Origin of the sequence: Streptomyces sp. NPDC046925, assembly GCF_040644915.1 — a bacterium.
Taxonomy (GTDB): domain Bacteria; phylum Actinomycetota; class Actinomycetes; order Streptomycetales; family Streptomycetaceae; genus Streptomyces.
In genome coordinates this window covers 941,140-967,609 of the sequence record NZ_JBEYWZ010000001.1, presented here as the reverse complement: position 1 = coordinate 967,609, position 26,470 = coordinate 941,140, and the positions used below count along the sequence as shown (strand labels likewise).

The following is a 26,470-nucleotide window of genomic DNA, read 5'->3' as shown; positions in this document are numbered from 1 at the left end:
GAGACGAGCCCGGAGAACCCGGCAGCCGACCCGATCAACCCGGGAGACGAGCCCCGGGGGTCGGGGAGGTGGGCCGGGCACAGCCGGAAAGACGAGCCCGGAGGGCCGGGGAGCCAGCCGGGCGGCGCAACCCGAGAAGCGGGCCGGGCGCGGTCGGAGGGGCTGGCCCCGCGGGTAGGCCCCCCGGGGGCGGAAGCGGGTGGGGCTCTACGCCGAGCCCCTTCGTACCAGCTTCGTCGGGAGGACCACGCTTTCCGTCGGGGTCTCGCCCTTGTCGAGGAGCATGCGGGCCATCAGGCGGCCCATCTCCTGGATGTCCTGGCGCACCGTCGTCAGCGGCGGGTCCACCTGCTCGGCCACCGCCAGCATGTCGTCGAAGCCCACCACGGCGACATCCTCGGGCACCCGCCTCCCCCGCTCCCGCAGCACCCGCAGGGCACCCGAAGCCGTCAGATCGTTCGCGGCGAAGACCGCGTCGATGTCAGGAACCCGGTCGAGCAGCTCACGCATCGCCCGCTCGCCGCCCGCCGGGGTGAAGTCGCCCTGCGCGACGAACCTCTCCCCCGCGTCCGGCAGCACGTCGCGGAAGCCGTCGAGGCGGTCCACCGCCGACGTCTGGTCGAGCTCCCCGGTGATGTGCGCGATGCGGGTACGGCCGAGGGAGACCAGGTGGCGCACCGCCTCCCGCGCACCGCCGCGGTTGTCGCAGTCCACGTACGGAGAGGTCACCGTGCCGTCCGGCCACCCCGGACGGCCGCCGAACACCGTCGGCACCCCCGCGCCCTGGATGATGCCGGGCAGCGGATCGTCCAGGTGCAGGGAGAAGACGAGGGCGCCGTCCACATGTCCGCCGGACAGATAGCGTCCGACCCGCTCGTGATCGTCGCGCCCCTCCGTGAGCAGCAGTACCAACTGCACGTCGCGCGACGTGAGCTCCTTGCTGATGCCCCTCAACTGCAGGGCGAAGAACGGGTCCGCGAAGACCCGCGTCTCCGGCTCCGCGATCACCACGGCGACCGCGTCGTGACGGCGGGTCACCAGGCTGCGTGCGGCGCGGTTGGGCACGTAGCCGAGTTCGTCGACCGCCTTCCTGACCTTCTCGGCGAGCACCTCGCGCACCCCCGCGTCGCCGTTGACCACACGGGACACCGTGGCCCTCGAAACTCCGGCCCGGGCGGCCACGGCCTCCAGGGTGGGGCGCGGGGCGGCGCTCGGCGGCTCGGTCACGTGGGGCTCCTCGGGGACGTCCTGCTGGTGCGCCGGTCAGGATACGACCGGCGGGCGTGCCGAGAAGATCCCCCCTGCCCGCGTCACCTCCCCGCGTCCGCCCTGATCAGCTCGGCGGCCTTCTCCGCGAGCGCCACCGTGGGAGCGTGCGTGTGGCCGCGCGTGATGCGCGGCATGACCGACGCGTCCACGACCCGCAGCGCCGTCACGCCCCGCAGCCGCAGCTCCGGGTCGGTGACCGACTCCTCGTCGCTGCCCATCCGGCAGGTGCCGACCGGGTGGTAGAGCGTCTCGGACGCCCCCCGGATCGTCCGGGCGAGCGTCGCGTCGTCGACCGTGCCGGGGTGCGGCCCCATCGGGCCGTCCGTGTACGGGGCCAGGGCGCGGCCGGCGAACAGTTCCTCCGCGCGGCGCACCCCGGCGACCAGGGTGCTGACGTCGGCCTCCGCCGTCAGATAGCCGGGGTCTATGTAGGGCGCGGAGCCGACGCCCGGCCCCTTGGGAGTGATGCGGCCCTCGCTCTCCGGCTGGAGCAGCACCACGCCGATGGTGATGCCGTGTTCGGTGGGCGGGGTCAGGCCGTGGTTGACGAAGGGGACCGGCGCGTAGATCAACTCAATGTCGGGGGCGGTCAGTTCGGGCCTGGTCCTGATGAAGGCGACGGCCTCGCCGACGTTCGACGTGAGGGGGCCTCGACCGCCGAGCAGGAAGCGGCCCACGTTGGCCGGGGAGTCCGCGCCGGTCAGCGTGACGGGCTGCGGGCAGCGCATGGTGACCACGTAGGAGAGGTGGTCCTGGAGGTGGCGGCCCACGCCGGGGGACGCGATGCGCGGCTCGATGCCCGCCTTCGACAGGTCGTCCGGGTCTCCGACGCCGGAGGCCTGCAGAAGCTGCGGGGAGCCGATGGCGCCCGCGCTGAGGATCACCTCGCGGCGGGCGATCAGTCTGCCGGGAACACCGTCGGCGATGACTCCGGCGACGCGTGTCCCGTCGAACTCCAGTCTGCGGACGCGTGCTTCGGTGAGGATGTGCAGGTTGCGGCGGCGCCTCGCCGGTTTCAGGTATCCGTCGGCCGCGCTCCAGCGGCGGCCGCGGCGCTGGTTGACCGGGGTGAGTGCGAACCCGGTGTGGTCGGGTTCGTTCAGCTCCGTCAGCTCGCGCAGGCCCGCGTCGCGGCAGGCGTCGAGGAACGCGGCGGTGGACGGGTTGGCGGCGCGGGGCGGGGAGATCCAGAGCGGCCCCTCGGTGCCGTACACACTGTGCGCACCGGTGCCGCCCGTCCACCGCTCAGCGCGTCGGAAGTAGGGTTCGAACGCCTCGTAGGACCACTCGGGCCCGGCGGCCTCGCCCCAGGCGTCGTAGTCGTCGCGGTGGCCGCGCACCCACATCATGGCGTTCAGCGAGGACGAGCCGCCCAGGGTGTGCCCGCGCGGCCAGTACAGCTCGCGGCCGCCGAGCGCGGACTGCTTCGTGGTGGAGTAGTCCCAGTCGTAGCGCGTCTTGAACAGCTTCGGAAAGGCCGCCGGAATACGGATCTCGGGCTTCCGGTCGCGTGGCCCCGATTCGACGAGCGCCACCCGCACCGCGGGGTCCTCGGAGAGCCGGGCGGCAAGGACGCATCCCGCGGAGCCGGCACCGACGATGACGTAGTCGTACACGCTGTCCTTGCTCAACTCGACTCCCTTGAATGGCTGTTCGCGAAGGGTGCTCACAGGGGACGTAGGGGCGTTGCGCGTGGATGAGCCGTACCAGAAGTACACCCAAAGTGGACCTCTGGGTAAAGGGATGGCGCCTGGAGCGGACTGTCCTACAGGATCTCCACATGACGACCAGAAAGGCCGATGCACAGCACCCCGTCCAGCCCCCCGCGATCCCGTCCGCAGCGGCGACACCACTCACCCCGTACGCCCGGCTGCCGCGCCGCCATCACGACCGCCACATCGCGCACAGCACCGTCGACGCCTTCGGGCAGGCCCACTGGCTCCTCACCGCGCGCGAGCCGGGGCGCGAACCGGGGCGCGGACGCGGCGCGATGAAGCCGTACGACGCGCTGGTCGTCACCGCCGGTCCCGACGGACGGTCACAGGAGACGGAGTTGAGCGCGCTGCGGGCGCGCTTTCCGCTGATCGACGCGCTGCCCGACGGAGGCTTCGTCGTGGCGGACGCGCGCAGCCGCAGGTCCGAGCAGCACGTCCAGGTCTTCGACGCGCTGGGACGCGAGTCGTGGGCCTTCCGCGTCGGGGACGCCGTCGAGGACCTGCTGGCCGACCGGGCGGGCCAGTTGTGGGTCGGCTACTTCGACGAGGGCGTCTTCGGGGACGACGATCTCAGCCGTCCGGGCCTGCGGCGCTGGAGCGCGGGCGGTGAACCCCTGTGGGCGTACGAGGCGGCACAGGGCGCGAGCGAGATCTGGGACTGCTACGCGCTCAACGTGGCCGAAGAGGGGGCCTGGGTCTGCGCCTACGGCGACTTCACCCTCCTGGAGGTGCGCCCCGACGGCTCGGTGCGGCAGCGCGCGAACAGCACGAAGGGGGCCACCGCCCTGGCCGTGCACCAGGGCCGGGTGACCTTCCTCGGCGGCTACCGCGACGACCGGGACCGACTGGTCGACGCCGCACTCCACCACCGGGAGGTCCGCCCCTACGCCTCCGGCCGCCTCGTCGGCCCCGACGGCGCCCCGCTCGGGCGCCGCAGAACGGTCAGCCGCGGCCCGCGCGTCTACGTACAGGAAGAGCCGTACACCGCGTGGACGGTGCTCGACATCAGCACGCAGGGCGGGGCCGGTTCCTAGTTCCTAGTTCCTAGCCGTGATGCTCGTGGCCGGAGGCCTCGGTGTCTCCGGCCTCCTTCTCGGCTGCGGATGACTTCTTCGCGTCCCCGGAGGACTTCTTCGCGGAGGACGCGTGATGCGCCTCGTAGTCCGGGATCGTGCCGTCCGCCTTCTTCACCAGGAAGAGGCCCGCCATTCCCATGTCCGAGTGGCTCTGCACATGGCAGTGGTACATCCAGGCGCCCGCGCCCACCCCCTCCCCCGCGATGACCTGGAAGCCGAAGGAGTCGCCCGGCCCGCAGATCTTGTCGTCGAGGATCTGGCTCGGGTCGTCGGGGCCGGTCAGCAGGCCCGTGCGGTTGTCCGCCCAGCGGTGACCGTGCACGTGGAACGTGTGGTAGTACTCGCCGTGCGTGATCGAGACGAACTCGATCCGGTCCCCCACCGTCGCCTCGAAGTTGGGGGCGTCGTGGCCCGCCTTGTTGTTGATCGTCATGTCGTTGAAGACGATCGTGAAGGTCTTGTCCGGCAGCAGGTCGCCCTTGCGGCGCACAATCAGCGCTCCGTAGAGGCCCTTGCGCACGCCGCCCGTCCCGTGGTCGGTGCCGACCACGTGGTCGTGGTAGTGCCAGTAGCCCGCCGTGCCCGGCCGCCAGGTGCCGTCCTTGCGGCGGCCCGGCGCGTGCGTGCGCCAGGTGTACGTGCGCTTGCCGCCCGGCTCCACGTGGCTCTTGGTGTGTCTGGTGCCGTCGCTGGATATCTCGTAGTCCATGCCGTGGACGTGCAGGCTGGCATCGACGTCCATCAGGTTCTCGAACTCGATGTGCAGGGTGTCGCCCTCGTTCAGCTCGATGAGCGGACCGGGGATCGACGCCTTGCCCTTCTCCAGGCCGTAGCCCATCTGCCCGTCCGGCAGCTTCTCCGCGTACATCTTGATGCGGCGCGTCTCACCCCCGGCCGGCGCGGTCTTCGGCCCTTCGGCGGTGCTCGCCTCGGGCGCCGCGGCCAGCGACAACGATGTCACCCCGGCCGTCGCGGCCACCCCGCCCACGAGCATCCGCCGGTTGAAGCTCCGTCGATCCATGCCGAACTCCCCACTGCGGTACGGAGACTAGCGGGGCGCAGGTGGCCCCCGAGACGGCCACACGGTATCGGGGGGAACCTCGTTTATCCACACGCAGGACAAAGTTCGCGGAATTCCGTCCGTACCTATTGGCGAGTGGCAAAAAGAGGTCTAGCTTCATCCGCGCCTGTTGCTGTGACCGACGAGGGGTGGGTGTACTCATGCGGCTCACACCGCATCAAGAGCCCTTGGCTGTACGAGGGTTGAGCAGAGTCAGACGCAGATCGAACCCCCGGGACCAGGGCCGGAGCCCGGACCGGAACCGTAACCGGACCGGCTCGCGCCGGGCCTGGGCCGCCGCCCTGCTCTCCGGAGCCATGGTCACCGGCGCGCTCTCCACACAGTCCGCGACCGCGCGGCCGTATCCCGAACCGCCGTTGACAACGATGTCCCTTCCCTCGCCGCCCGGCCAGGCGAACGTACGCGTCCTCGTCTTCCACGGATCGGCGGCCGGCGGCGACGAGTCACCGGTCGTGAACGCCGGTATCGAGGCCATCGAGAAGATCGGCCAGAGCGGCCCGGCCGCCGAGCGGTTCAAGATCGTGGCGACCGACGACGCGTCCGTCTTCACGAACGAGGCCAAGCTCGGCAAGTTCAACGCCGTCGCCTTCCTGACCGGCGGCGGCGACATCCTCGACCCCGAGCAGGAAGCGGGACTCGAGGCCTACATGGAGGCGGGCGGCGGCTTCCTCGGCATCCATGACGCGGCCCGCGCCGAGCCGTACTCGAACTGGTTCACCGGCCTGATCGGCGCTCGCCCGGCCGATTCCAGCCCGACGAACGTACAGCGCGCCACCGTCGAGGTCGGCGACCGGGAGCACCCGGCCACCAAGGACCTGCCCCTGCAGTGGAAGCGCCCCGACCAGTGGCTGAACTGGACGAAGAACCCGACCGGCGAGGTCCACACCGTGGCCCGCGTGCGCGAGTCGACCTACCAGCCGGGCGCGAGCAAGAACGGTGCCGACCACCCGGTCTCCTGGTGCCGTGACTACGACGGCGGGCGCTCCTTCTACACCGGCATGGGCGGTACGGCGGCCTCGTACGACGAGACCGACTTCCGCCAGCATCTGCGCGGCGCCCTGAACTGGACGACCCGCATCTCCCGCGCCGACTGCAAGTCGACGATCACCGCCAACTACAAGGCGCAGCGCCTGACCCCGGCCAACCAGCCGGGCCAGAACGACCAGATCGGCGAGCCGCACGGCCTGGTCACCGCGCCCGACGGCAAGGTCCTCTACATCGGCCGGGGCGGCGCCGACTCCTCGCAGCCGGTCATCACCGACTGGAACAACCCGGACATCGGCAAGGGCAAGGGCGAGATCCACGTCTATGACCCCAAGACCAAGAAGTCGACGCTCGCCGGAGCGCTCACCGTCTTCGGCAACAAGGGCGGCGGCGACGAGCTGATCAAGGTCGAGGAGGGTCTGCTCGGCATCGAGCTCGACCCGAAGTTCGAGCAGAACGGGTGGGTGTACCTGCACTACACACCCCATTCGAAGATCAACCGCGAGACGCACATGGCCGAGCGCTACGTATCGCGCTTCACGCTCGACCGCACCACCGACAAGCTGGACATGGCCAGCGAGAAGGTGCTGCTCAAGTGGCCGGTGCAGATCCACAGCTGCTGCCACGCGGGCGGCGGGATGGCCTGGGACTCCAAGGGCAATCTCTACATCGCGACCGGTGACAACAACTCCTCGCAGTTCAGCGACGGTTACTCGGGCAACAACCCGCAGCCCAACTTCAAGGGTGTCTCCTTCGCCGACGCGCGCCGCACCGCGGGCAACACGAACAACCTCAACGGCAAGATCCTGCGCATCCACCCCGAGGACGACGGGACGTACACCCTCCCCTCGGGCAACCTCTTCACCGGCAAGGAGCCGGACGAGGGCGGCGGCAAGACGCGCGGCGAGATCTATGTGATGGGCGTCAGGAACCCGGCGCGCATCTCGGTCGACAAGAAGACCGACACGCTGTACGCGGGCTGGGTCGGGCCTGACGCGGGCGCGCCGTCGACGACGTGGGGCCCGGCGAAGTACGACACGTTCGCGGCGATCACCCACGCGTCCAACCGCGGCTGGCCGTACTGCATGGGCAACAACCAGCCCTACCGCGACCGCAATCTGCCGGACCCGACGAAGCCGCTGGGCTGGTACGACTGCAAGAACCTCAAGAACGAGTCGCCCAACAACGACGGTCTGGTCAACATCCCGCCGGCCGAGCCGAACAACATCTGGTACTCGCCGCAGGGCGGCGGCGTCGACTACCCGCGCGACGCGAAGGGCGTCCCGAGCTACAAGACGGAGGAGCAGAAGATCCTCCTGCCGTGGCTCAAGGGCGGCGGCCAGGCCACGATGAACGGTCCGGTCTACCGCTTCGACGCCACCAGCACGAGCGCGGACAAGTGGCCCTCGTACTGGGACGGCAAGTGGTTCGTCGGTGACTTCTACGACTCCGACCAGCCCCGGCACGCGGTCCTGACCGACCCGAAGACGGTCGGCAGCGGCGGCCTGCCCGTGCACGCCGAGTCCCTGAAGAAGATCATCCCGATCGGCAACGACGGCATCAAGAACCTCATGGACTGGAAGTTCGCCGCCGACGGTTCGCTCTACGTCCTCGACTACGGCCGCGGGTTCTTCACCTCGGACTCCAAGTCGGCGCTGTGGCGCGTCACTTACTCGGGCGGCGAGGCCACACCGGCCGCCAAGGACCTGGCAAGGAAGACCGGATGATGCCCACCGTGAACAAGCGAAGACTCTGGACGGCGCTGTTCGCGTCGCTCCTGATGGTGCTCGGCCTGACCTCGACGGCGGCGAGCCAGCCCGACCGTCCGGGCGCGGCGGCGGCCCAGACGCTGACCTGGACCGCCAACAACGCGATCGACAAGTACGCCTCCGCGCCCACCACGGCGGTCGCGGGCGCGACGACGATCGTCTTCGAGAACAGTGAGGCGACCGGCAACGACACCGGCATGCCGCACACGCTGACGTTCGACGTCTCGGACCCCGAGTACAACAACGACGTGCCGCTGAACATCATGGCCAACCCGAACGACGACCAGGGCGGCAAGCACACGGCGGAGGTCACCCTGACCCCCGGCCGTTACCGCTACCACTGCACGATCCCCGGCCACGGCTCGATGCAGGGCATCCTCGTGGTGACCGAGGGCGGCGGCGAGGACACCACCGCTCCCGAGACGTCGGCCAAGGTCGAGGGACAGACCAACGCCGACGGCGCGTACATCGGTTCCGCCACCGTCGCGGTGACGGCGACCGACGAAGGTTCGGGCGTCGACAAGACCGAGTTCGCGGTCGGCGCGGACGGCGCCTGGCAGCCGTATACGGCGCCCGTGGTCGTCGACCAGATCGGCACCCACAAGATCCGCTATCGCGCGAGCGACAAGGCGGGCAACGTGGCGGCGGAGAAGGCCGTCGACTTCACGGTGGTCGCGCCCGACACCAACGACAAGACGCCCCCGGAGACCTCGGCCACGGTGACCGGCGAGAAGAACGACAAGGGCGAGTACCTCGGGATGGCGACCGTCACCGTGACGGCGTCCGACACCGGCTCCGGTGTCAACAAGATCGAGTACGCGGTCGGTGACGGCGGCGAGTGGACGGCGTACACCGCGCCGGTCATGGTCCACGCGGCGGGCGCGCACAAGATCCGCTACCGCGCGTCCGACAAGGCGGGCAACCAGGCGGCGGAGAAGGCCGTCGAGTTCACCGTGGTCACGCCGCCGGTGGAGGACAAGACGCCGCCGGAGACCAGCGCGAAGGTCGAGGGCGACAAGAACTCGGACGGCGCGTACGTCGGCAAGGCGAAGGTGACGGTCACCGCGACCGACGCCGACTCCGGTGTCGACAAGGTCGAGTACTCGCTCGACGGCGGTCCGTACCTCGCGTACACCGCGCCCGTCGTCGTCGACCGCGTGGGCCGGCACACGGTGGCCTACCGCGCGAGCGACAAGGCGGGCAACACCTCGGCGGCCAAGGACGTCTCGTTCACGGTCAAGGAGGGCGGCGGTGTCCCGGCGCCCAACTGCGCCGAGTTCGACGAGCGGTTGACGGTCATCGTCGGCACGGTCGACACGGGCATCCCGAACCGGGTCACCAACAACCGGTGCCGCATCAACGAGATGATCGAGGACGAGAAGGAGTGGACGTCCCACGCGCTGTTCCTGAAGCACGTCAAGAGCGTCACGGACAAGCTCCTTGCGGCGGGTGAGATCGACAAGCGCGAGTACAACAAGATCAACAAGGCGGCCAAGCAGTCCGGCATCGGCAAGCCCGGCCAGACGGACGGCTACCGCAAGATCTTCGACGGCACCCAGGAGTCCCTGGACAAGTGGGAGCAGGTCGGCGGCGGCAAGTTCGGCCTGAACGAGGACGGTTCGATCACCAGCAGCACCACCGTCGAGGGCATGGGCATGCTGTGGTTCCCTGAGCGCAAGTACGGCGACTTCTCGCTGAAGCTCCAGTGGCGGGACGACGCGCCGGGCAACGGCAACGCCAACGGCGGTGTCTTCGTGCGCTTCCCGCAGGTCCACGACCACCCGGAGGAGTCTCGTCCGGAGTGGGTCGCCATCAAGTACGGGCACGAGATCCAGGCGCTCGACCGGCCTGACGGCGACATGTACAAGACGGGGTCGATCTACGGCTTCGACCGGGTGGGTCTCGCCGGTGCCGGCGTCACCCCGAAGGGCACGTGGAACGACTACGAGGTCAAGGTGGTGGACCAGCACTACTCGATCTACCGCAACGGCGTCCTGATCAACGAGTTCGACAACACGGGCGGCCAGGACTTCACGCCGCCGCGTGGCGACGACCCGGGCACGGACGGCCGGCGCTACTCGTCCGGCTATGTCGGCGTGCAGGTACACGGGGTCACGGACGTGATCTCGTACCGGGACATCAGGATCAAGGAGCTGTAGACCAAGGAGGTTTGACAGCCCGGCGGTTCCTCCCTGCCGATCGACCCGGCTTCGGCGCCCGTGCCCCACAGGGGTGCGGGCGCCTCTGCTGGTTCGGAGACTGACCGCCTAATTCTTCAGATCGGACCGATGCCACGCCTACCGGATACCGGTTACACCCCGCCAGTGACATCGCCACGGCGCCACGTGGAGGGCGGCTCGCCCTGTGTGCGCCCCTCCGCTGCTCCCCCTGTTCTTCCGTTCGCCGACCGCAAGGGCTGTGCAGCACCGACTCGCGGTGGGACCGTGGACAGAGCGCACTTCGGGCGCACGGGGGCGGGGGGAAGCACATGCATATCCGAGTCCGACGAGGGGCTGCACTCCCCTTCGGCGCCGCGCTTGCGACAGCGCTGATCATCGGCACGGCGGGCTGCGGTGGTACTGGTTCCGGTTCACCGGATGTACCGCCGTCCCCGGACCCGGTGTCGACCGAGCCGGACAGCTCCCTGGAACCCTCGAACACCGACGACGAGTCCGCCGACAGCGACAGCGACAACGACAACGACAACCTGAACGGCGGCGACCCCGGCATCAGCGAGGTCCCCGACCCCCCGATCGACTCGGCCGGTGCGGAGCCTCAGGCACCGGGGATCACTCCTGGAATCCCGGCGAGCCCGCTCCCGGGATGTGACGACACACCAGCGTTCGGTGAGACCGCCGAGCCACCGGCTCTGTGCCGTATCCAGCCCTCGAGTTCGACCTCCACGGAACCGGACTTCGCGCCGGAACCCACGCCCACAGAGTCCTGAGCTGCCTGATATGGGCAGGAGCGCTCCAGGGACACCCGACCGACAACCGGCGTCTACCGTGCGCCAGCGAAACCTGCGGGCACAGCGGACAAGCAGACGACGGGCCATGACCCGACCCACACGGGCGCGGGTGATCGGTACGCGACCTCCGCCACCTGATCCGGACTTGATACCAGCACCGCCCCAAGGCCAGGGCGCCACTCCCACGCCCCCCGTACATCAGAGCCACGAGACAAGCCCGGAACTGCTCAACTCGCTTCTCGGAGCGGGTTCGTTCGTCGGCGCCCTGATGCTTTACACAGGCTTCATCCACAGCAGTGCCTACTACGGCTATTTCCACCTGGACACGTTCGCCATCGGCTTCGACACTCTCGAACTGGCACTGCGCAGCCTCCGGCTGGTCACCTTCCCGGTACTGATCGCCCTCGCTCTCATGGTCCTGGGCCCGCGCCTGCCAGACCTGCTGGTCTCCTCCGGGCTGTCGCCGCGCGCCGCCGCCCGGCTGCGCAGTGCCGGGCACGCGGTGGCCCGCACACACCTGGCCCTGGTCGCCGCCGGCGTGGTGCTGATGTTGCTGTGGCGCTTCATCCAGCCCTTCGGATGGCTGCCCCCGCTCTTGGTGGCCGGAGGACTGCTGCTAGGGCAGAGCGGTCCGCAGCGGAGGGTGCGATCCGGCACGAATCCGCTGTGGGGACGGGCGATTCCGATCACCGTCGCTGCGCTCTTCCTTATGTGGGCGGTGGCCCTGGTGGCCGGACAGCTGGGACGGCAAGACGCACGTGCGGAAGCTGATCGGGTCGCACGCAGGGTCTCGGTGATCGTGGTCAGCGAGGATCGGCTGAGCATCGCCCCCGGCCCGGCCGCACCCCGCGCCGAGGACCTGGGGAAGGGCAACCACTATCGCTACCGCTACACCGGCCTGCGACTACTGGTGGAACGCAACAACCGGTACTACCTGTTGACACTTGGCTGGCGGCACGACCGCGATCCGACCTACGTGGTGGAGGATGACGACAGCGTGCGCATCGAGTTGCATCCCGGGACCCGACGGCGCTGATCCGAGTGCCCTATCGAAGCCGGCCGACGTCGGTGGGCAGCAGATTGCCGCGGCCCTCTGGTCGCTGTGCACGGCTGCTTCCGCAAGCACGCAGCTGCCGGGTATTCACTCCTCGTGCCTCGCCCGGCTCGGCTGGACCCGCTTCGGCTCGCCCGGCATCTTGGGGTACTCGGGCGGGTAGGGCAGGTCGCCCATGCCGTGGTCGCGTTCGTCGCGGGCGGCGAGGTCCAGGAGGGGTTCCAGGGAGAAGGCGTGCTGCTCCATGTCCGCGTGTACGTCGCCGATCTCGGCGAACCGCTCCGGCATCGTCGCGATGTCGAAGTCCTCCGGCACCGCGTCGTCGACCTCGTCCCAGCGCAGCGGCGCCGACACGGGGGCGTTCGGGCGGGGCCGCACCGAGTAGGCGGAGGCGATGGTCCGGTCGCGGGCGGTCTGGTTGTAGTCGACGAAGATCCGCTCGCCCCGTTCCTCCTTCCACCACGCGGTGGTGACCGCGTCCGGCATGCGCCGCTCCAGCTCGCGTCCGCAGGCGATCGCGGCCCGCCGTACCCCGGTGAAGTCCCACCGGGGTTCGATCGGCACGAAGACGTGCAGGCCGCGTCCGCCGGACGTCTTGGGCCAGCCCCGGATGCCGAACTCGTCGAGGAGCGCGCGCAGTTCATGGGCGACGCGTACCGCGTCCGCGTAGTCCGTGCCGGGCTGGGGGTCCAGGTCGATGCGGAGTTCGTCGGGGCGGTCGAGGTCGTCGCGGCGTACGGGCCAGGGGTGGAAGGTCAGGGTGTTGTACTGGGCGGCCCAGATGACCGCGGCGATCTCCGTGGGGCACATTTCGTCGGCCGTGCGGCCGCTGGGGAAGGCGATGGTGGCGGTGGGGATCCAGTCGGGGTGGTTCTTGGGGACGCGCTTCTGGTAGAAGAACTCCCCGGCGACCCCGTCCGGGAAGCGCTGGAGCGCCGTGGGGCGGTCCCGCAGGGCGCGGACGATCCCGTCGCCGACCGCGAGGAAGTACCGGGCGACGTCCAGCTTGGTGAAGCCACGCTCCGGAAAGACGACCTTGTCCGGACTGGACAGCCGCACCACCCGCCCACCCGCATCGAGCTCGACCGCTTTACCACCCATACGGCCACGCTATGCGTAAGGGACGAAATGCGCACAGCGGGCGCAAAGCGGCGTATGGCCACAGAATCGAGCCATGGATCTGCCGGTGATGCCCCCCGTCAAGCCCATGCTCGCCAAACCCGTGGCGAGGATCCCGCCCGGCATGCAGTACGAGGCCAAGTGGGACGGCTTCCGCGCGATCGTCTTCCGTGACGGCGCCGAACTGGAGATCGGCAGCCGTACGGGGAAGCCGCTGACCAGGTACTTTCCCGAGCTGACCGAGGCCCTGCTCGACCGTCTCCCGGCCCGCTGTGTCCTGGACGGCGAGGTCGTGATCGCGCGCGACGGGCGGCTGGACTTCGACGCGCTCAGCGAGCGGATCCACCCCGCCGCGTCACGGGTGCGGACGCTGGCCGAGCGGACGCCCGCCTCCTTCGTGGCCTTCGACCTGCTCGCCCTGGATGACGCGGCTCTCGTCGACACGCCCCTCACCGAGCGCCGCGAGCGGCTGGCCGAAGCCCTTCAGGGCGTGCGCGCGCCCGTACACCTCGCGCCCGCCACCACGGATCCGGAGCTGGCACGGACGTGGTTCGAGCAGTACGAGGGGGCAGGGCTCGACGGTGTCATCGCCAAGCCGCTCGATCTGCGCTACCGGCAGAACGAACGCCTCATGTTCAAGATCAAGCACGAGCGCACGGCGGACTGCGTGGTCGCGGGCTACCGCTTCCACAAGAGCGGCCCGATCGTCGGCTCGCTCCTGCTCGGCCTCTACGACGACGGAGGCGTGTTGCAGCACGTCGGAGTCTGCGCCGCGTTCTCCATGAAGCGGCGCGCGGAGCTGGTGGACGAGCTCGAACCGCTCCTCATGGAGTCGGCCGCGGGCCACCCCTGGGCCGCCTGGGGCGACGAGGCCGCCCACGAGTCCTCCCGGATGCCGGGCGCGCCGAGCCGCTGGTCGGGCAAGAAGGACATGTCCTGGGTGCCGCTGCGCCCCGAGCGCGTCTGCGAGGTGGCCTACGACCACATGGAGGGCGGGCAGCGCTTCCGGCACACGGCCCGCTTCCGCACCTGGCGCCCGGACCGCACCCCCGACAGCTGCACGTTCGCGCAGCTGGAGGAGCCGGTCCGGTACGACCTGGCGGACGTGCTGCGGTAGGCCCCTTCTGCCGGACCCGGCCTTCGACCTGACGGACCTAGCCTTCGACGCCCAGCTGCCGCAACAGCTCACCCCGCAGCGCCGCGTACTGGGGGCTTCCCTGACCGCGAGGCGCGGGAAGATCCACCGGTACGTCGGCCGCGATGCGCCCCGCGTCCAGGACGACCACGCGGTCGGCGAGGGCGATCGCCTCGTCGACGTCATGGGTGACCAGGAGCACGGCGGGGCGGTGTGCCTCGCAGAGGCGTCGCAGCAGGGCGTGCATCCGGATGCGTGTGAGCGCGTCCAGTGCGCCGAACGGCTCGTCCGCGAGGAGGAGCCGGGGCTCGCGGACCAGGGAGCGGGCGAGCGAGACCCGCTGCTGTTCACCGCCGGACAGGTCCGCGGGCCAGGCGTCCTCGCGGCCCGCGAGCCCCACCTCGGTCAGCGCGGCGCGCCCGCGGTCCCGCGCTCCGGGGCCCGTCAGGCCCAGTACGATGTTGTCCAGGACCCGCTTCCAGGGCAGCAGCCGTGCGTCCTGGAAGACCACGGAGACATCGCCGGGCGCCGAGAGGTCCCCGCTGCCCTTGACCTCGTGGTCGAGTCCGGCGAGGGCCCGCAGGAGCGTGGACTTGCCCGAGCCGCTGCGCCCGAGGAGCGCCACGAACTCGCCTGCCGCGATGCCCAGTTCGAGGCCGTCGAGAATCTTCCGGTCTCCGAAGGAGCGGACGAGACCCTCGATACGGACCGCAAGGCTCTCGTCCGTCACCCGCTCGTCCGTCGATGCCTCGTCCGCGGGCCCCTCGTCCGTCGGCCTTTCCTCCGTCAGCCCGCCAGTGTGCGTCGCCATGACAGTGCCTTCCTCTCCACGAGCCGGACGAGTGCGTCCGAGATGAGACCGAGGAGGCCGTACACGACGAGGCCGACGATGATGATGTCGGTCTGCCCGTAGGTGCGGGCGAGCTCCATCATGTAGCCGATGCCGCTGGTCGCGTTGACCTGCTCGACCACGACGAGCGAGAGCCACGCCGCGGTGACCGCGAACCGCATGCCGAGCAGGAAACCCGGCAGCGCTCCCGGCAGGACGACGTGCCGCACGAACCCGGCCCGGGAGAGCCCGACCGTTTCGGCGAGTTCGGCGTAGCGGCCGTCGATCGTGCGCAGCCCGTTGTGGGTGTGGATGTAGACGGGCACGAAGACGCCGAGCGCGATGGTGATGACCTTCATCGACTCGCCGATGCCGAACCAGAGGATGAGCAGCGGGATCAGCGCGAGCGAGGGGATGGCCCGCTTGATCTGCACGGGGCCGTCGATGATGCCCTCGCCGATCCTGCTGAGCCCGGCAATGACCGCGAGGACGAGGCCCGCCGCCGTGCCGAAGAGCAGCCCGAGAAGGGCCCGTTCGGCGGAGGTGGCGAGGTTCGACTGGAGCCGTCCCTCGGCGATCAGGTCCCCCGCCGTGCTCACCACGGTCCAGGGTGCGGAGAGGTTACGGGCGTCGATGAACCCGGCGGCCGACCCCGCCGACCAGACCGCGAGCAGCAGCAGGGGGCCGATCGCGCGGCCGTACGGGATGGCCTTGCCGGGACCGAGCCTGCGACGGCGTGTCCTGCCGGGCGCCCGGGCCGCGGGTTCGGTACGGGCGGCGGGTTCGGTACGGGTGACTGTCTTGGTCAGAGCTGGTGCTTCTGCGCTCATGTTCCCTCCCCCGCACCGGACTTGAGGGCGTCGGCCGCGACCGACTCGTAGCGCCGGTCGAAGAGGACCCCCGCGTCGAAGGGCTTCTTCCCCGTCTCCTTCGCAAGCAGATCGACCGTCTTCTGCTGACGCGCGACGGCGGAGGTCCAGTCGGCCGGGAAGTCGGGGTGGCCGACGCCTTTGACCAGGTACTCGCCGTCCTCGCGGGTCAGACCCTGGTCCTTGACGTAGTAGCCGTCGATCCACTCGTCGGGGTGCTTGTCGGCCCATTCGGCGGCGCGCGCCCAGTACTTCACGAACTCCCGGATGGCCGCCGCCTTCTGCGGGTCCTCGACCGACTCGGTCGGCACCCACAGATGTCCGGGGTCGTCGCGCAGTCCGTGCTGGATGGTCTTCGCGCCGTCCTTGCCGTACTTCGCGGGGTAGCGCTTGATGTTGACCCCGCCCAGCGGCGCCGCGTCGACCTGGCCGTTGCCGAGCGCGGAGGGGTAGACGTCGCCGGTGCTCGGCAGTTCGACGAGTTCCACGTCCTCCTTGGTGAGCCCGGCCTTGGCGAGGATGCGCAGGACGAGGGCGCCCTGCGCCTGCCCCGGGCTGTAGGCGATCTTCTTGCCGCGCAGGTCCTTCAGCCTGTCGATGTCCGCGCCGGGCGCGATGCCGAGTTCGTACACGGGGTGCTTCAGCGGGTCCTTGCGGTATTTCGCCGCGACCAATTTCGTGTCGAGGCCCGTCCAATGCGCGTGAATGGACGGTATTTCCGCCGCGGAGCACACGTCCAGGGAATTCGCCCGGAATGCCTCGGAGCACTGGGGGCCGCCGCTGATGTTGGCCCATTTCACCTTGAAGGGCAGCTTGTCGAGCTGTCCGGAGAGTTTCAGGGCGACCTGGGCGTCCGGCGCGCCGATGGTGATCGTGGTCTTCGGATCCACTTTCTCCGGGATCTTGGCGGAGACCTGCTTGGCGTCGACGGTCGTGGTCGACGAGGTGTTCCCGGCGCACCCGGCCAGGAGCAGCGGAGCGACGAGGGCGGCGCCGAGCGCCGCCCGTACATGTGTGGGCATGAATTCTTTCCCGGAGTGTGGACCTTCACGGAGGGGGAAGAGCCGCAGGAAATTCCCTGAGGCCTCGCACGAGGAATCGCGTGTTCCGAAGGTCAGCTACACAGGGCGGCGGCGACGCGCATCAGATCAACAGCGCGCCGCTGCTTGAACCGCCGGGATATTCGCATGGCGTCGAAACTAGCCACGGCCCCGCGAGAGGGTCAAGTCATCTCGCACGGCCCGGCTTTCCGGAAACGCAGCCTTCGTACTCCTGCCATACGGACGACACACCACGCCATGTCTCTGTGGCGGGCGCGCATTCACGCCAAAGTCGGCGCCCCCGCTTCCGCACCGCTTCCGGGTCACCGGCCATGAACGTAAGCTCCAGCGCCCGACACGGGAGTTACTCAAGGTAAGGGGGCCGGTACATGGGGCATTCGGAAGCTGCGGGCAGCACGAGACGTACGTTCGTCGCCGGGGCGGCCGCGGCGGGCGGCGCGGTGGCCCTGGGGGCGCGAGCGCTGCCGGCGGCGGCCGGTGAACGCGCACCGCGGGCGGACCCGGCGAAGCAGGCCGTCGCCGTGCTCGGCGGCGGCGTCGCGGGCCTGACCGCCGCCCATGAGCTGGCCGAGCGCGGCTTCGCCGTAACCGTCTACGAGCGCCGGGCGCTCGGCGGCAAGGCCCGCAGCATGGACGTGCCGAACAGCGCGAAGGGCAACCGCCGGCCGCTGCCCGGCGAGCACGGGTTCCGGTTCATCCCGGGGATCTACCACAACCTCCCCGACACGATGCGCCGCATCCCCTTCCCCGGCCACGCGAACGGCGTCTGGGACAACCTCGCGGCGCCGCGCGAGATGTCCTTCGCGCGGACCGGCCGCGAGGACATCCGGATGCCGATCCCCTGGCCGAGCAGCAAGCCGGAGAAGCTCACCCTCGACGACATCGCCCGTGCGCTCACCGCGCTCCTGGACACGGCCTTCAACCTGCCCGCGCACGAGGCCACGTACTTCGTGAACCGCGCTCTCGTCTTCCTGACCAGCTGTGACGAGCGCCGTGACGACACCTGGGAGGCGACTCCCTGGTGGGAGTTCGTGCGCGCGGCGCAGATGTCGAAGGACTATCAGCGCATCCTCGCGATCGGCGTCACCCGCAACATCGTCGCCACCAAGGCCGAGGTGGCGAGCACCCGTACCGTCGGCACGCTCGGTGAGGCCTTCGTCTTCAACCTGCTGGGCCAGGGCGCGGACGGCCCGCCCGACCGGCTCCTGAACTCGCCGACGAACGAGGCGTGGATCGACCCCTGGGTGACCCATCTCAAGGCACTGGGAGTCGAGTTCAGGACCGGCTGGAACGTACGGCAGCTGGGCTTCGCGGACGGCCGTATCTCCAAGGCGGTCATCGAGGATCCCGGCGGCGTGCGCCGCGACGTCACCGCGGACCACTACGTCCAGGCCATGCCGGTGGAGCACGCGCGCAGGACATGGAGCGCCGAAATGAAGCGCGCGGACTCGCAGTTGGCGCGCTGCGACAAGCTGGAGACCGACTGGATGACGGGCATCCAGTTCTATCTGACCGAGCGCCCGCCCCTGGTGAAGGGGCACTTCAACTGCATCGACTCTCCCTGGTCGCTCACCGGCATCGCGCAGGCGGGCCACTGGGAAGGCCGCGACTTTCCCGCGGAGTACGGTGACGGCGTCGCGGTCGAATGCCTCTCCGTGGACATCTCCGAGTGGGACAAGCCGGGAATCCTCTACGGCAAGACGGCCAAGCAGTGCACGCGCGAGGAGGTGGCCAAGGAGGTGTGGGCGCAGCTCAAGGCCGCGCTCAACGACACCGGCAAGGTCGTCCTGAGCGACGGCAAGCTGCACTCGTGGTTCCTGGACCCCGGCGTCGACGGCATCGGGACGCCGAACCCGACCAACGAGGACGAGCTCCTCATCCACCCCGTCGGCACCTTCCACAACCGCCCGTCGGCCGCCACGAAGATCCCCAACCTCTATCTCGCGGGCGACTACGTGGCCGTGCCGATCGACCTCGCGACGATGGAGGGCGCCAACACCTCGGCACGCCAGGCGGTGAACGCCCTTCTGGAGAGGGCCGGTTCGGATGCCGAGCCGTGCACGGTGACCTCCCTGTTCCGTGCTCCCGCGATCGAACTCCTCAAGCGCCACGACCGCACCCGCTACCGGCTCGGCCTGCGCAACGCCCTCGATCTGGGCTGAGGGGCTGAGAGACCGAGGGGCGGGAGAAGGGCAGGAGCGGAGGGGAGGCGGACGGGGTAGGGAGACCGTATGGGAACGCGGATACGGGCACAGGCACGGACTCGACGTACGACGATGGCGGCGGTGGCGGCCGTCGCCGCCGTCCTGGGCCTGGCGCCCGGCTGCACCATCAGCGACGCCGACGGAGGCGCCGGGGAGGCGCCCGCGGGCGGCGGGCGCGTACTCGCCGTGAAGATCGACAACGTGGGCCCGGCACGCCCGCAGACGGGCCTCGACGCGGCCGACGTGGTGTACGCGGAACAGGTCGAGGCGGGCCTCAGTCGCCTGATGGCGGTGTACGCCGACCGGCTGCCGCCCGTCATCGGCCCGGTGCGCAGTGCGCGGGAGACGGATCTGGAGCTGCTGAGGCAGTTCGACGATCCGGCTCTCGCGTTCTCCGGAGCGCAGTCCAAGCTGCTGCCGCTGATCTCGGACGCTCCGCTGCGGCCGCTGTCGCCGGGCAAGGCACCGGGTGACGCCTACTTCCGCAGCGGCGCCAAGCCCGCGCCGCACAACCTCTTCCTGCGCCCGAAGGCTCTGAAAGCCGACGTGGGCGAAGGGGGCCTGGAGAGCACCGGTTTCGTCTTCGGCCCCCGGCCCGAGGGCGGCACCCCCGAACGCGAGCACACGGTCAGGTTCCCCGCGGCGCGGTTCACCTTCGACTGGTCGGCCGGGCAGAAGCGCTATCTGGTCTCCATGGACGGCGCGCGGGCGCGCACGTCCGACGGCAAGACGCTGGGCGCGTCGACGGTCGTCGTGCAGTACGTGAAGGTGCGCGAGTCCCGCTTTCACGACCGCTCGGGCAACGTCACGCCGTTCACCGAGACGGTCGGCTCGGGCAAGGCGCGGGTCCTGCGGGACGGCCGCGCCTACGAGGCCCGCTGGGAGCGCTCGTCCCCGGACGACGGCACGGAGTTCACGACGGCGGACGGCAGCGGGGAGCTGCCGTTCGCGAAGGGGCAGGTGTGGGTGGTGTACGCGAAGGAGTGACGCCGGCCCGGCGGGTCAGCCGCCCGCCGGGGCGTCAGCCGCCGCCGGGACGATGGAGTCCGCGGGGTTGCGCAGGCCCTCCGCCGCGTCCGAGACCCGCTGGATCAGGTCGAAGAGGACGTGCTGCTCGTCCGCGGAGAGCGGCCCGAGGAAGACCTGGTTCATCCGGGCCGTGCGCACGGTCAGCTTGCGGTGCGTGCGCTTGCCCTCGTCCGTGAGGTGCAGCAGATACCGGCGGCCGTCCTGCGGGTCGCGCACCTTGTCGAGCAGCTCGCGGCGGATGAGGCGGCTGATGACCTCCGCGATGGTAGAGCGGTCGAGGCCGACCCTCTCGCCGACGGTGCGCTGGTCGAGGCCGGGCTCGGCGACGAGGGCGTTCAGGACGGCGAACTGCGGCGAGGTGATCTCCTCGGAGACCATGGTGTTCCACAGCAGGTAGTGGGCCTGCTGCAGACGCCGGGCCAGGTGCCCGGGGTGGGTGGTCAGGTCCACCGCGGCCATGTGTTCCTCCACTGCCTTCACTGCCCTGCAGGGCAGATTTTTCGTAGGTGCACTGAACAGTACTCGCCCTTGACGGCCCGCGTGGCGAGTGGCAGCGTAAGTTCCGCCTCACAGGGAACCTCGCAGAAATAGTCAGTGCGCTGATTAATGTGCGGGGCATCGAAGGCCCGGAAGAGACGGGGCCCGACGGATGGACACGGAGCCGAGAGACATGACCCTCACCGAACCCCTGCCCGACGGGCTGAGCCAGCGGGAGATGGACGCGGAGGTCGCCGAGGCGCAGGCTGCGGCCGCGCCCCGCGACCACCCGCCGCGCGACTATCCCCCGTACCGCAGCAGTCACTTCCGCTTCCCCCGGCAGCCGCTGGTCCCGCTGCGCGACCCGGAGGCGGTGGAGCTGAGCGGTCCCGCGTTCGGCGTCACCGACGTCACGGCCCTCGACCGCGACCTGACCCGGCAGCACATGGGCGAGCCCCTCGGCGAGCGGATCACCGTGTCCGGCCGTGTCCTGGACCGCGAAGGGCGGCCCGTGCGCGGCCAGTTGGTCGAGCTGTGGCAGGCCAACGCGTCCGGCAGGTACGCCCACCAGCTCGACCAGCACCCGGCGCCGCTCGACCCGAACTTCACGGGCTTCGGCCGCTGCCTGACCGACGACGAGGGAACGTACGCCTTCACGACGATCAAGCCGGGCGCGTACCCGTGGCGCAACCACGTCAATGCCTGGCGCCCCGCGCACATCCACTTCTCGCTGTTCGGCACGGCGTTCACGCAGCGCCTGGTGACGCAGATGTACTTCCCCGGCGACCCGCTGTTCGCCTACGACCCCGTCCTGCGCTCGGTCACCGACGAGTCGGCGCGAGCGCGCCTGGTGTCGGCCTACGACCACGATCTCTCCGCCCCCGAGTGGTCGCTCGGCTACCGCTGGGACATCGTGCTCGACGGCCCGTCCGCGACGCTCTTCGAGGAAGGCGACCAGCTCTGATGTCGTACGCTCCCACCCCCTCCCAGACCGTCGGCCCCTTCTACGGCTACGCGCTGCCCTTCCCGCGCGGCGGCGAGGTCGCCCCGGCCGGCCACCCGGACACGATCACCCTGCACGGGTACGTCTACGACGGTGCGGGAAACCCCGTGCCCGACGCCCTCGTCGAGACCTGGCAGCCCGCGCCCGACGGTTCGCGCACCGGGGCGCCCGGCTCGCTGCGGCACGACCCGGTCACCGGCGAGGTCATCGGCCGTGACGGGGTCGCGTTCACCGGCTTCGGGCGCGTCCCGACCGACGCGGACGGCCACTGGGCGGTGCGTACGCTGCCGCCGGGCGGTGTCTCGTACATCGCGGTGGCCGTGTTCGCGCGCGGTCTGCTCCACCACCTCTACACGCGCGCCTATCTGGTGGACGAGCCGGGCGACGCGCTCCTCGGCGCGCTCGATCCGGCGCGGCGCGCCACGCTCGTCACCCGCCCCGAGGCGCAGCGCACGTACCGTTTCGACATCCGCCTTCAGGGCGAGGGCGAAACGGTGTTCCTGGAGTTCCAGTGAGTCTTGACGGTACGGACGCAGGCCTGCTCTCCCCCGGCCGAGCGGGCTCCGCGGCCGAGGCCGCGACGGGCGACGCCGCCTTCCTCCGGGCGATGCTGGACGCGGAGGCGGCGCTGACGCGGGCTCAGGCGGCGGTGGGCCTGGCCCCTGCGCAGGCGGCGACGGCCGTATCGGCGGCGGCCGACGCCGGCCGCTTCGACGTACGGGATGTGGCGCTGCGCGCGCGGGCGGGCGGCAATCCGGTGATCCCGCTGGTCGCGGACCTGACGGCGGCGGTGCCTGCGGACGCGGCGCCGTACGTGCACCGGGGCGCGACGAGCCAGGACATCATGGACACGGCGATGATGCTGGTCGCGCGGCGCACGCTGGACCTGATCCTGGCGGACCTGGCCCGCACGGAGTCGGCCCTCGCCCGTCTCGCGTCACGGCACCGCGACACGGTGATGCCGGGCCGCACCCTGACCCAGCACGCGGTCCCGACGACGTTCGGCCTCAAGGCAGCGGGCTGGCGCTCCCTGGTCCTCGACGCACGGGACAGGGTACGGCGGGTGCGCGAGAGCCTTCCGGCTCAACTGGGCGGCGCGGCGGGGACGTTGGCGGCTTTCGGAGCCTATGCGGGCCCGACCGCGGAGGGGCTCTGCGCGGGCGGCATGCCCGGGGAGAAGCTTGTGTCCGCCTACGCACGGGAGCTGGGGCTCGCCGAGCCGCCGCTTCCCTGGCACACCCTCCGTACCCCGGTCGCCGACCTCGCCGCGGCTCTCGCCTTCACCGCGGGGGCGCTCGGCAAGGTGGCCGCGGACGTCCTCACCCTTGGCCGTACGGAACTTGCCGAGCTGTCCGAGGGAGCGGGGGGCGGCTCGTCCGCCATGCCGCACAAGGCGAACCCCGTTCGTTCCACCCTCGTCGCGGCCGCCGCCCGCCGCGCCCCGGCCATGGCGGCGACACTTCTCGCGTCGATGGCCGCCGAGGACGAACGCCCGGCGGGCGCCTGGCACGCGGAGTGGGAATCCCTGCGCGACCTCCTGCGCACGGCCGGCGGCGCCGGCCACCACGCGGCGGAGCTCACCGAGAATCTCCGGGTCCATCCGGAGGCCATGCGCGAACACCTCGGCCTCACCCACGGGTTGATCGTCTCCGAGCGGCTCACGGCCGAGCTGACCCCCCTCCTGGGCCGGGCCCGCGCGAAGGAACTGCTCACGTCGGCGGCCCGCCGCACCCGCGACGAGGACCGCCCCCTCGCGGAGATCCTCGCCGAAGAGCCCGGCCTCGCGGCCGTCGACCTCACCCGACTCACCGACCCCGCCCGTTACACCGGCTCCGCCGGAACCCTCACGGACCGAGCCCTGGAGCGACGATGACCGCCAAGCTGCCGCACCACACCTCCGAGGGCGCCCCGACAGCGCCCCCTCTGCTCCTCGGCTCCTCGGTCGGCACCTCCACCGCCCTGTGGGACGCCGTGGCGCCCGAACTGTCCGCCACGCACCGGGTCGTACGGTGGGATCTGCCCGGCCACGGCAAGTCCCCCGCCGAGCTGATCGGCCCGGGGGCGAGCGTCGCCGACCTGGCCGCGCTCGTCCTCGCGCTCGCCGACTCCCTGGGCATCGACCGCTTCGCGTACGCGGGCGTCTCCCTCGGCGGCGCCGTCGGACTGCATCTGGCCGTGCACCACCCCCAGCGGGTGCAGAGCCTCGCCGTGATCTGTTCGTCGGCGCACTTCGGCGGCAGCGCCCGCTGGCAGGAGCGTGCCGCGCTCGTGCGCCGCGAAGGCCTCGCCACCCTCGCCGAGAGCGCGCCCGAGCGCTGGTTCACGTCCGGTTTCACGGTGCCGGGCCTGGTGGACGACCACCGGAACGCCGACCCCGGCGCGTACGCCGCGTGCTGCGACGCGCTGGCGGCGTACGACATCAGGGACGCCCTCGCGACGATCACCGTGCCGACGCTCGTGGTCGCGGGCCGCGAGGACCCGGCGACGCCGCCCTCCCATGCGCGCGAGATCGCCGACGCGGTACCGGGCGCATCGCTCACGGAGCTCGCGGGCGCCTCCCACCTGGCGCCCGCGGAGCGGCCGGAGGCCGTGACCGCCGCGCTGCGCACGCACCTGACGGGCACGGCGGCGAGCGGCATGGCCGTACGCCGGGCGGTCCTGGGCGACGCGCACGTGGACCGCGCGCAGGGGAACACCACGCCCTTCACGGCCCGCTTCCAGGACTTCATCTCCCGCTACGCCTGGGGCGAGATCTGGACCGACCCGACCCTCGCGCACCGCGAACGCAGCATGATCACGATGACCGCCCTGGTCGCACACGGCCACTACGACGAACTGGCCATGCACGTCCGTGCGGCCCGCCGCATCGGCCTCACCCCCGAGGAAATCGGCGCGGTACTGCTCCAGACAGCCGTCTACTGCGGTGTCCCGGCGGCCAATTCCGCGTTCGCGGTGGCGCAGCGGGTGCTCGCGGAGGAGTAACGGCCGCACGGGCACCGTTTAGGCTGCTGCTGATCAGGGGGCACGGGGATCAGGAGAGCAGGGGGACGAGGGCCGATGAACCACGCGACTGAGGTGTTCAAGCCGTTGCAGGCGGACGATCCGCCCACGGTGGCCGGCTACCGCCTCGCCGCCCGGATCGGCGCGGGAGGCATGGGCCGCGTCTACCTCTCGCACACGCAGGGCGGCAGGCCGGTCGCGATCAAGGTGGTACGGCCGGAGCTGGCCGACGACCCGGCGTTCCGGCGGCGGTTCAGCCGGGAGATAACGGCGGCCCAGCGGGTCCGCGGCGCCTACACGGCCGAGCTGATCGACGCCGACGCGGACGGCGTACCGCCCTGGCTCGCCACCCTGTACGTGCCGGGCCCCTCCCTGGCGGACGCCGTCACCCGGAGCGGACCGCTGCCGGTGCCCGCGGTGCTGTGGCTGATGGCGGGCGTGGCCGAGGCGCTGCAGGCCATTCACGGTGCGGGCATCGTGCACCGGGACCTGAAGCCGTCGAACGTGCTCCTTGCCGCCGACGGGCCGCGCGTCATCGACTTCGGCATCTCGCTGACCTCCAGTGCCACATATCCGCACACGGTCACGGGCACCGCCGCGGGCACGCCCCAGTTCATGGCCCCCGAGCAGGCGTCCGTGGGCGAGGTCACCGCGGCCACCGACGTCTTCGCGCTCGGCCAGACCGCGGCGTTCGCCGCACTGGGCGAGCCGCTGTACGGGGACGGGCCCTCGGTCAGCGTGCTGTACCGGATCGTGCACTCGGAGCCCGATCTCTCGCTGCTGCCCGCGCAGCTCCGTCCGCTGTTCGCCCGCTGCCTGGCCGCCGATCCGGCCGAGCGGGCGACCCTGGCGGAGATCGTCGACTGGTGCAGGAAGCGGCTCGGCGGGGAGGCGGCCACGGGCGCGGGGCCTGCCGTCTGGCGGGAGATCACGGGCCCGGAGGTGCGGGTTCCGGCTCCGGCCCCGCACCCGACCCGGGTGCATACGCAGCCGTTTGGCGCGCCTGCGTTGAACGCACAGCCGTCGAACGCGCCTCATGTGAACGCGCCTCCCTTGAACGCACCGCTGCTGTTCGCGCCGCCGCAGCAGACGGTGCCGACCGATGCGGACCGGCGACGGGTCCGCCGAAGACGCACCGCGCTCATCACGGCGGGCGTGACGGCGGGCGCGCTGCTGCTCGCGGGCATGACGTGGACGGTCATGGACGCGATGGACGTGCTGCGCCACCGGGACACCTCATCGGAGTCCGGTTCGGGCTCGTCCGACCGTGCGCCGACGTCCGGGGCGGAGTCAGGGTCGGCGTCCGGGGGGTCTTCGCGAGAGGGCGAGAACTCCTCGGCGGACGGCAGGAATGCGGGCTCCGGCGACAAGGGCGACCGGGCCGCGGACGGGTCGCTCCCCTCCTCCGGCTCCTCGTCGCGCGCTCCGGCGAAGCCGCAGGCCGTCGCGTACCCCCAGGAGTGGTTCGACGAGAAGAACTCGGTGAGCCTGCGAGAGCCGGTCCGCCGCAAGGACCGCAAGGGGGACATCCGCTTCGACTGCGGGGCGGACAGTTGCTCGCTGCAGAGCGACAAAAGCGTGATCAGCCTGCTGTATGCCAAGCCGGGGGCCACCCTCGCTTCCTGCCGCATCGCCCTCGACGGCGCCGACAGCCACAATCTTCCGCTGGCCGCGGTGGCGGCCGGCAGCGAGATCTGCGTCAAGAACTCCCAGGGCGACATCGCGCTGCTCGTGGTCCAGGTGAAGTCGACCGCGTTGCCCGATGCGGGGATCAGCTTCCTGACCGCGGACATGACGGTCTGGCAGGCGGACTAGGGGTTCCTGCACC

At 70.8% G+C, this 26,470-nt stretch carries 21 protein-coding genes; 13 read left to right on the top strand and 8 right to left on the bottom strand.

From position 1 onward, the window contains the following. Positions 1 to 207: 207 nt before the first annotated feature. Both ABZ906_RS04070 and ABZ906_RS04065 read right to left on the bottom strand, forming a co-directional pair. On the bottom strand, positions 208 to 1,227 hold the full coding sequence (locus ABZ906_RS04070; protein WP_361185323.1) for a LacI family DNA-binding transcriptional regulator: 1,020 nt from the start codon (positions 1,225 to 1,227) through the stop codon (positions 208 to 210). Between the two features lie 83 nt (positions 1,228 to 1,310). Further along, complete coding sequence (locus ABZ906_RS04065) at positions 1,311 to 2,900, bottom strand: GMC family oxidoreductase N-terminal domain-containing protein (protein WP_361377048.1); 1,590 nt, start codon at positions 2,898 to 2,900, stop codon at positions 1,311 to 1,313. A 149-nt stretch (positions 2,901 to 3,049) separates the two neighbouring features. On the opposite strand from ABZ906_RS04065, the gene ABZ906_RS04060 reads away from it, so the two are divergent. After that, on the top strand, positions 3,050 to 4,018 hold the full coding sequence (locus ABZ906_RS04060) for a hypothetical protein (protein WP_361377045.1): 969 nt from the start codon (positions 3,050 to 3,052) through the stop codon (positions 4,016 to 4,018). 10 nt (positions 4,019 to 4,028) lie between these two features. Here the strand turns inward: ABZ906_RS04060 and ABZ906_RS04055 are convergent, their stop codons facing one another. Continuing rightward, complete coding sequence (locus ABZ906_RS04055) at positions 4,029 to 5,081, bottom strand: multicopper oxidase domain-containing protein (RefSeq protein ID WP_361377042.1); 1,053 nt, start codon at positions 5,079 to 5,081, stop codon at positions 4,029 to 4,031. Between the two features lie 356 nt (positions 5,082 to 5,437). Between ABZ906_RS04055 and ABZ906_RS04050 the strand changes: the two genes are divergently transcribed. From ABZ906_RS04050 to ABZ906_RS04035, 4 genes are all read left to right on the top strand, one after another. After that, positions 5,438 to 7,852 carry a ThuA domain-containing protein gene (locus ABZ906_RS04050; protein WP_361377039.1) on the top strand — a complete coding sequence of 805 codons (2,415 nt, stop codon included), beginning with the start codon at positions 5,438 to 5,440 and terminating at the stop codon, positions 7,850 to 7,852. Between the two features lie 53 nt (positions 7,853 to 7,905). Continuing rightward, positions 7,906 to 10,053: a family 16 glycoside hydrolase gene (locus tag ABZ906_RS04045; RefSeq protein ID WP_361378071.1), complete on the top strand. Its 2,148-nt coding sequence runs from the start codon at positions 7,906 to 7,908 to the stop codon at positions 10,051 to 10,053. A gap of 329 nt (positions 10,054 to 10,382) precedes the next feature. Continuing rightward, positions 10,383 to 10,841, top strand: coding sequence for a hypothetical protein (locus tag ABZ906_RS04040; RefSeq protein ID WP_361377037.1), 459 nt, complete (start codon positions 10,383 to 10,385; stop codon positions 10,839 to 10,841). Between the two features lie 289 nt (positions 10,842 to 11,130). After that, a complete protein-coding gene (locus ABZ906_RS04035; RefSeq protein WP_361377035.1) occupies positions 11,131 to 11,898 on the top strand; it encodes a hypothetical protein in 768 nt (255 codons plus the stop codon). A 105-nt stretch (positions 11,899 to 12,003) separates the two neighbouring features. On the opposite strand, the gene ligD is transcribed toward ABZ906_RS04035, so the two are convergent. Beyond that, positions 12,004 to 13,017: a non-homologous end-joining DNA ligase gene (gene ligD / locus ABZ906_RS04030; protein WP_361377032.1), complete on the bottom strand. Its 1,014-nt coding sequence runs from the start codon at positions 13,015 to 13,017 to the stop codon at positions 12,004 to 12,006. 73 nt (positions 13,018 to 13,090) lie between these two features. On the opposite strand from ligD, the gene ABZ906_RS04025 reads away from it, so the two are divergent. Next, positions 13,091 to 14,152: an ATP-dependent DNA ligase gene (locus ABZ906_RS04025; RefSeq protein WP_361377029.1), complete on the top strand. Its 1,062-nt coding sequence runs from the start codon at positions 13,091 to 13,093 to the stop codon at positions 14,150 to 14,152. A gap of 37 nt (positions 14,153 to 14,189) precedes the next feature. On the opposite strand, the gene ABZ906_RS04020 is transcribed toward ABZ906_RS04025, so the two are convergent. Genes ABZ906_RS04020 through ABZ906_RS04010 form a run of 3 tightly spaced genes read right to left on the bottom strand, consistent with a single transcriptional unit; the run spans position 14,190 to position 16,890 of the window. Then, the gene (locus ABZ906_RS04020; protein ID WP_361377026.1) at positions 14,190 to 14,981 is read right to left on the bottom strand and encodes an ABC transporter ATP-binding protein; all 792 of its coding nucleotides are present in this window, start codon (positions 14,979 to 14,981) and stop codon (positions 14,190 to 14,192) included. Then, complete coding sequence (locus ABZ906_RS04015; protein WP_361377023.1) at positions 14,957 to 15,829, bottom strand: ABC transporter permease; 873 nt, start codon at positions 15,827 to 15,829, stop codon at positions 14,957 to 14,959. Before ABZ906_RS04015 ends, ABZ906_RS04020 begins: the two co-directional genes overlap by 25 nt. Then, positions 15,826 to 16,890, bottom strand: coding sequence for an ABC transporter substrate-binding protein (locus ABZ906_RS04010; protein WP_361377020.1), 1,065 nt, complete (start codon positions 16,888 to 16,890; stop codon positions 15,826 to 15,828). Before ABZ906_RS04010 ends, ABZ906_RS04015 begins: the two co-directional genes overlap by 4 nt. 407 nt (positions 16,891 to 17,297) lie before the next feature. Between ABZ906_RS04010 and ABZ906_RS04005 the strand changes: the two genes are divergently transcribed. Next, on the top strand, positions 17,298 to 19,091 hold the full coding sequence (locus ABZ906_RS04005; protein WP_361377017.1) for an FAD-dependent oxidoreductase: 1,794 nt from the start codon (positions 17,298 to 17,300) through the stop codon (positions 19,089 to 19,091). Positions 19,092 to 19,160: 69 nt separating this feature from the next. Continuing rightward, complete coding sequence (locus ABZ906_RS04000; RefSeq protein WP_361377014.1) at positions 19,161 to 20,120, top strand: DUF3048 domain-containing protein; 960 nt, start codon at positions 19,161 to 19,163, stop codon at positions 20,118 to 20,120. 15 nt (positions 20,121 to 20,135) lie between these two features. Here the strand turns inward: ABZ906_RS04000 and ABZ906_RS03995 are convergent, their stop codons facing one another. Next, on the bottom strand, positions 20,136 to 20,621 hold the full coding sequence (locus tag ABZ906_RS03995) for a MarR family transcriptional regulator (RefSeq protein ID WP_361377011.1): 486 nt from the start codon (positions 20,619 to 20,621) through the stop codon (positions 20,136 to 20,138). Between the two features lie 256 nt (positions 20,622 to 20,877). On the opposite strand from ABZ906_RS03995, the gene pcaH reads away from it, so the two are divergent. From pcaH to ABZ906_RS03970, 5 genes are all read left to right on the top strand, one after another. Further along, positions 20,878 to 21,603 carry a protocatechuate 3,4-dioxygenase subunit beta gene (pcaH, locus tag ABZ906_RS03990; protein ID WP_361378068.1) on the top strand — a complete coding sequence of 242 codons (726 nt, stop codon included), beginning with the start codon at positions 20,878 to 20,880 and terminating at the stop codon, positions 21,601 to 21,603. Then, entirely contained in the window at positions 21,603 to 22,157 is a 555-nt protein-coding gene (gene pcaG, locus ABZ906_RS03985) for a protocatechuate 3,4-dioxygenase subunit alpha (RefSeq protein WP_361377008.1), read from the top strand. The genes pcaH and pcaG overlap by 1 nt, the downstream gene beginning before the upstream one ends. Next, positions 22,154 to 23,515 carry a 3-carboxy-cis,cis-muconate cycloisomerase gene (pcaB, locus tag ABZ906_RS03980; protein ID WP_361377005.1) on the top strand — a complete coding sequence of 454 codons (1,362 nt, stop codon included), beginning with the start codon at positions 22,154 to 22,156 and terminating at the stop codon, positions 23,513 to 23,515. The genes pcaG and pcaB overlap by 4 nt, the downstream gene beginning before the upstream one ends. Next, positions 23,512 to 24,624, top strand: a complete 1,113-nt coding sequence (gene pcaD, locus ABZ906_RS03975) for a 3-oxoadipate enol-lactonase (RefSeq protein ID WP_361377002.1) — start codon at positions 23,512 to 23,514, stop codon at positions 24,622 to 24,624. Before pcaB ends, pcaD begins: the two co-directional genes overlap by 4 nt. A gap of 75 nt (positions 24,625 to 24,699) precedes the next feature. Further along, positions 24,700 to 26,457, top strand: coding sequence for a serine/threonine-protein kinase (locus ABZ906_RS03970; protein ID WP_361376999.1), 1,758 nt, complete (start codon positions 24,700 to 24,702; stop codon positions 26,455 to 26,457). Positions 26,458 to 26,470 lie beyond the last annotated feature (13 nt).

Excerpts from the sequence above, each read along its gene's own strand:
- ABZ906_RS04060 (WP_361377045.1), top strand. The coding sequence starts at position 3,050 with ATGACGACCAGAAAGGCCGATGCACAGCACCCCGTCCAGCCCCCCGCG.
- ABZ906_RS04055 (WP_361377042.1), bottom strand. The coding sequence starts at position 5,081 with ATGGATCGACGGAGCTTCAACCGGCGGATGCTCGTGGGCGGGGTGGCC.
- ABZ906_RS04050 (WP_361377039.1), top strand. The coding sequence starts at position 5,438 with ATGGTCACCGGCGCGCTCTCCACACAGTCCGCGACCGCGCGGCCGTAT.
- ABZ906_RS04045 (WP_361378071.1), top strand. The coding sequence starts at position 7,906 with ATGGTGCTCGGCCTGACCTCGACGGCGGCGAGCCAGCCCGACCGTCCG.
- ABZ906_RS04040 (WP_361377037.1), top strand. The coding sequence starts at position 10,383 with ATGCATATCCGAGTCCGACGAGGGGCTGCACTCCCCTTCGGCGCCGCG.
- ABZ906_RS04035 (WP_361377035.1), top strand. The coding sequence starts at position 11,131 with ATGCTTTACACAGGCTTCATCCACAGCAGTGCCTACTACGGCTATTTC.
- ligD (WP_361377032.1), bottom strand. The coding sequence starts at position 13,017 with ATGGGTGGTAAAGCGGTCGAGCTCGATGCGGGTGGGCGGGTGGTGCGG.
- ABZ906_RS04025 (WP_361377029.1), top strand. The coding sequence starts at position 13,091 with ATGGATCTGCCGGTGATGCCCCCCGTCAAGCCCATGCTCGCCAAACCC.
- ABZ906_RS04020 (WP_361377026.1), bottom strand. The coding sequence starts at position 14,981 with ATGGCGACGCACACTGGCGGGCTGACGGAGGAAAGGCCGACGGACGAG.
- ABZ906_RS04015 (WP_361377023.1), bottom strand. The coding sequence starts at position 15,829 with ATGAGCGCAGAAGCACCAGCTCTGACCAAGACAGTCACCCGTACCGAA.
- ABZ906_RS04010 (WP_361377020.1), bottom strand. The coding sequence starts at position 16,890 with ATGCCCACACATGTACGGGCGGCGCTCGGCGCCGCCCTCGTCGCTCCG.
- ABZ906_RS04005 (WP_361377017.1), top strand. The coding sequence starts at position 17,298 with ATGGGGCATTCGGAAGCTGCGGGCAGCACGAGACGTACGTTCGTCGCC.
- ABZ906_RS04000 (WP_361377014.1), top strand. The coding sequence starts at position 19,161 with ATGGGAACGCGGATACGGGCACAGGCACGGACTCGACGTACGACGATG.
- ABZ906_RS03995 (WP_361377011.1), bottom strand. The coding sequence starts at position 20,621 with ATGGCCGCGGTGGACCTGACCACCCACCCCGGGCACCTGGCCCGGCGT.
- pcaH (WP_361378068.1), top strand. The coding sequence starts at position 20,878 with ATGGACGCGGAGGTCGCCGAGGCGCAGGCTGCGGCCGCGCCCCGCGAC.
- pcaG (WP_361377008.1), top strand. The coding sequence starts at position 21,603 with ATGTCGTACGCTCCCACCCCCTCCCAGACCGTCGGCCCCTTCTACGGC.
- pcaD (WP_361377002.1), top strand. The coding sequence starts at position 23,512 with ATGACCGCCAAGCTGCCGCACCACACCTCCGAGGGCGCCCCGACAGCG.
- ABZ906_RS03970 (WP_361376999.1), top strand. The coding sequence starts at position 24,700 with ATGAACCACGCGACTGAGGTGTTCAAGCCGTTGCAGGCGGACGATCCG.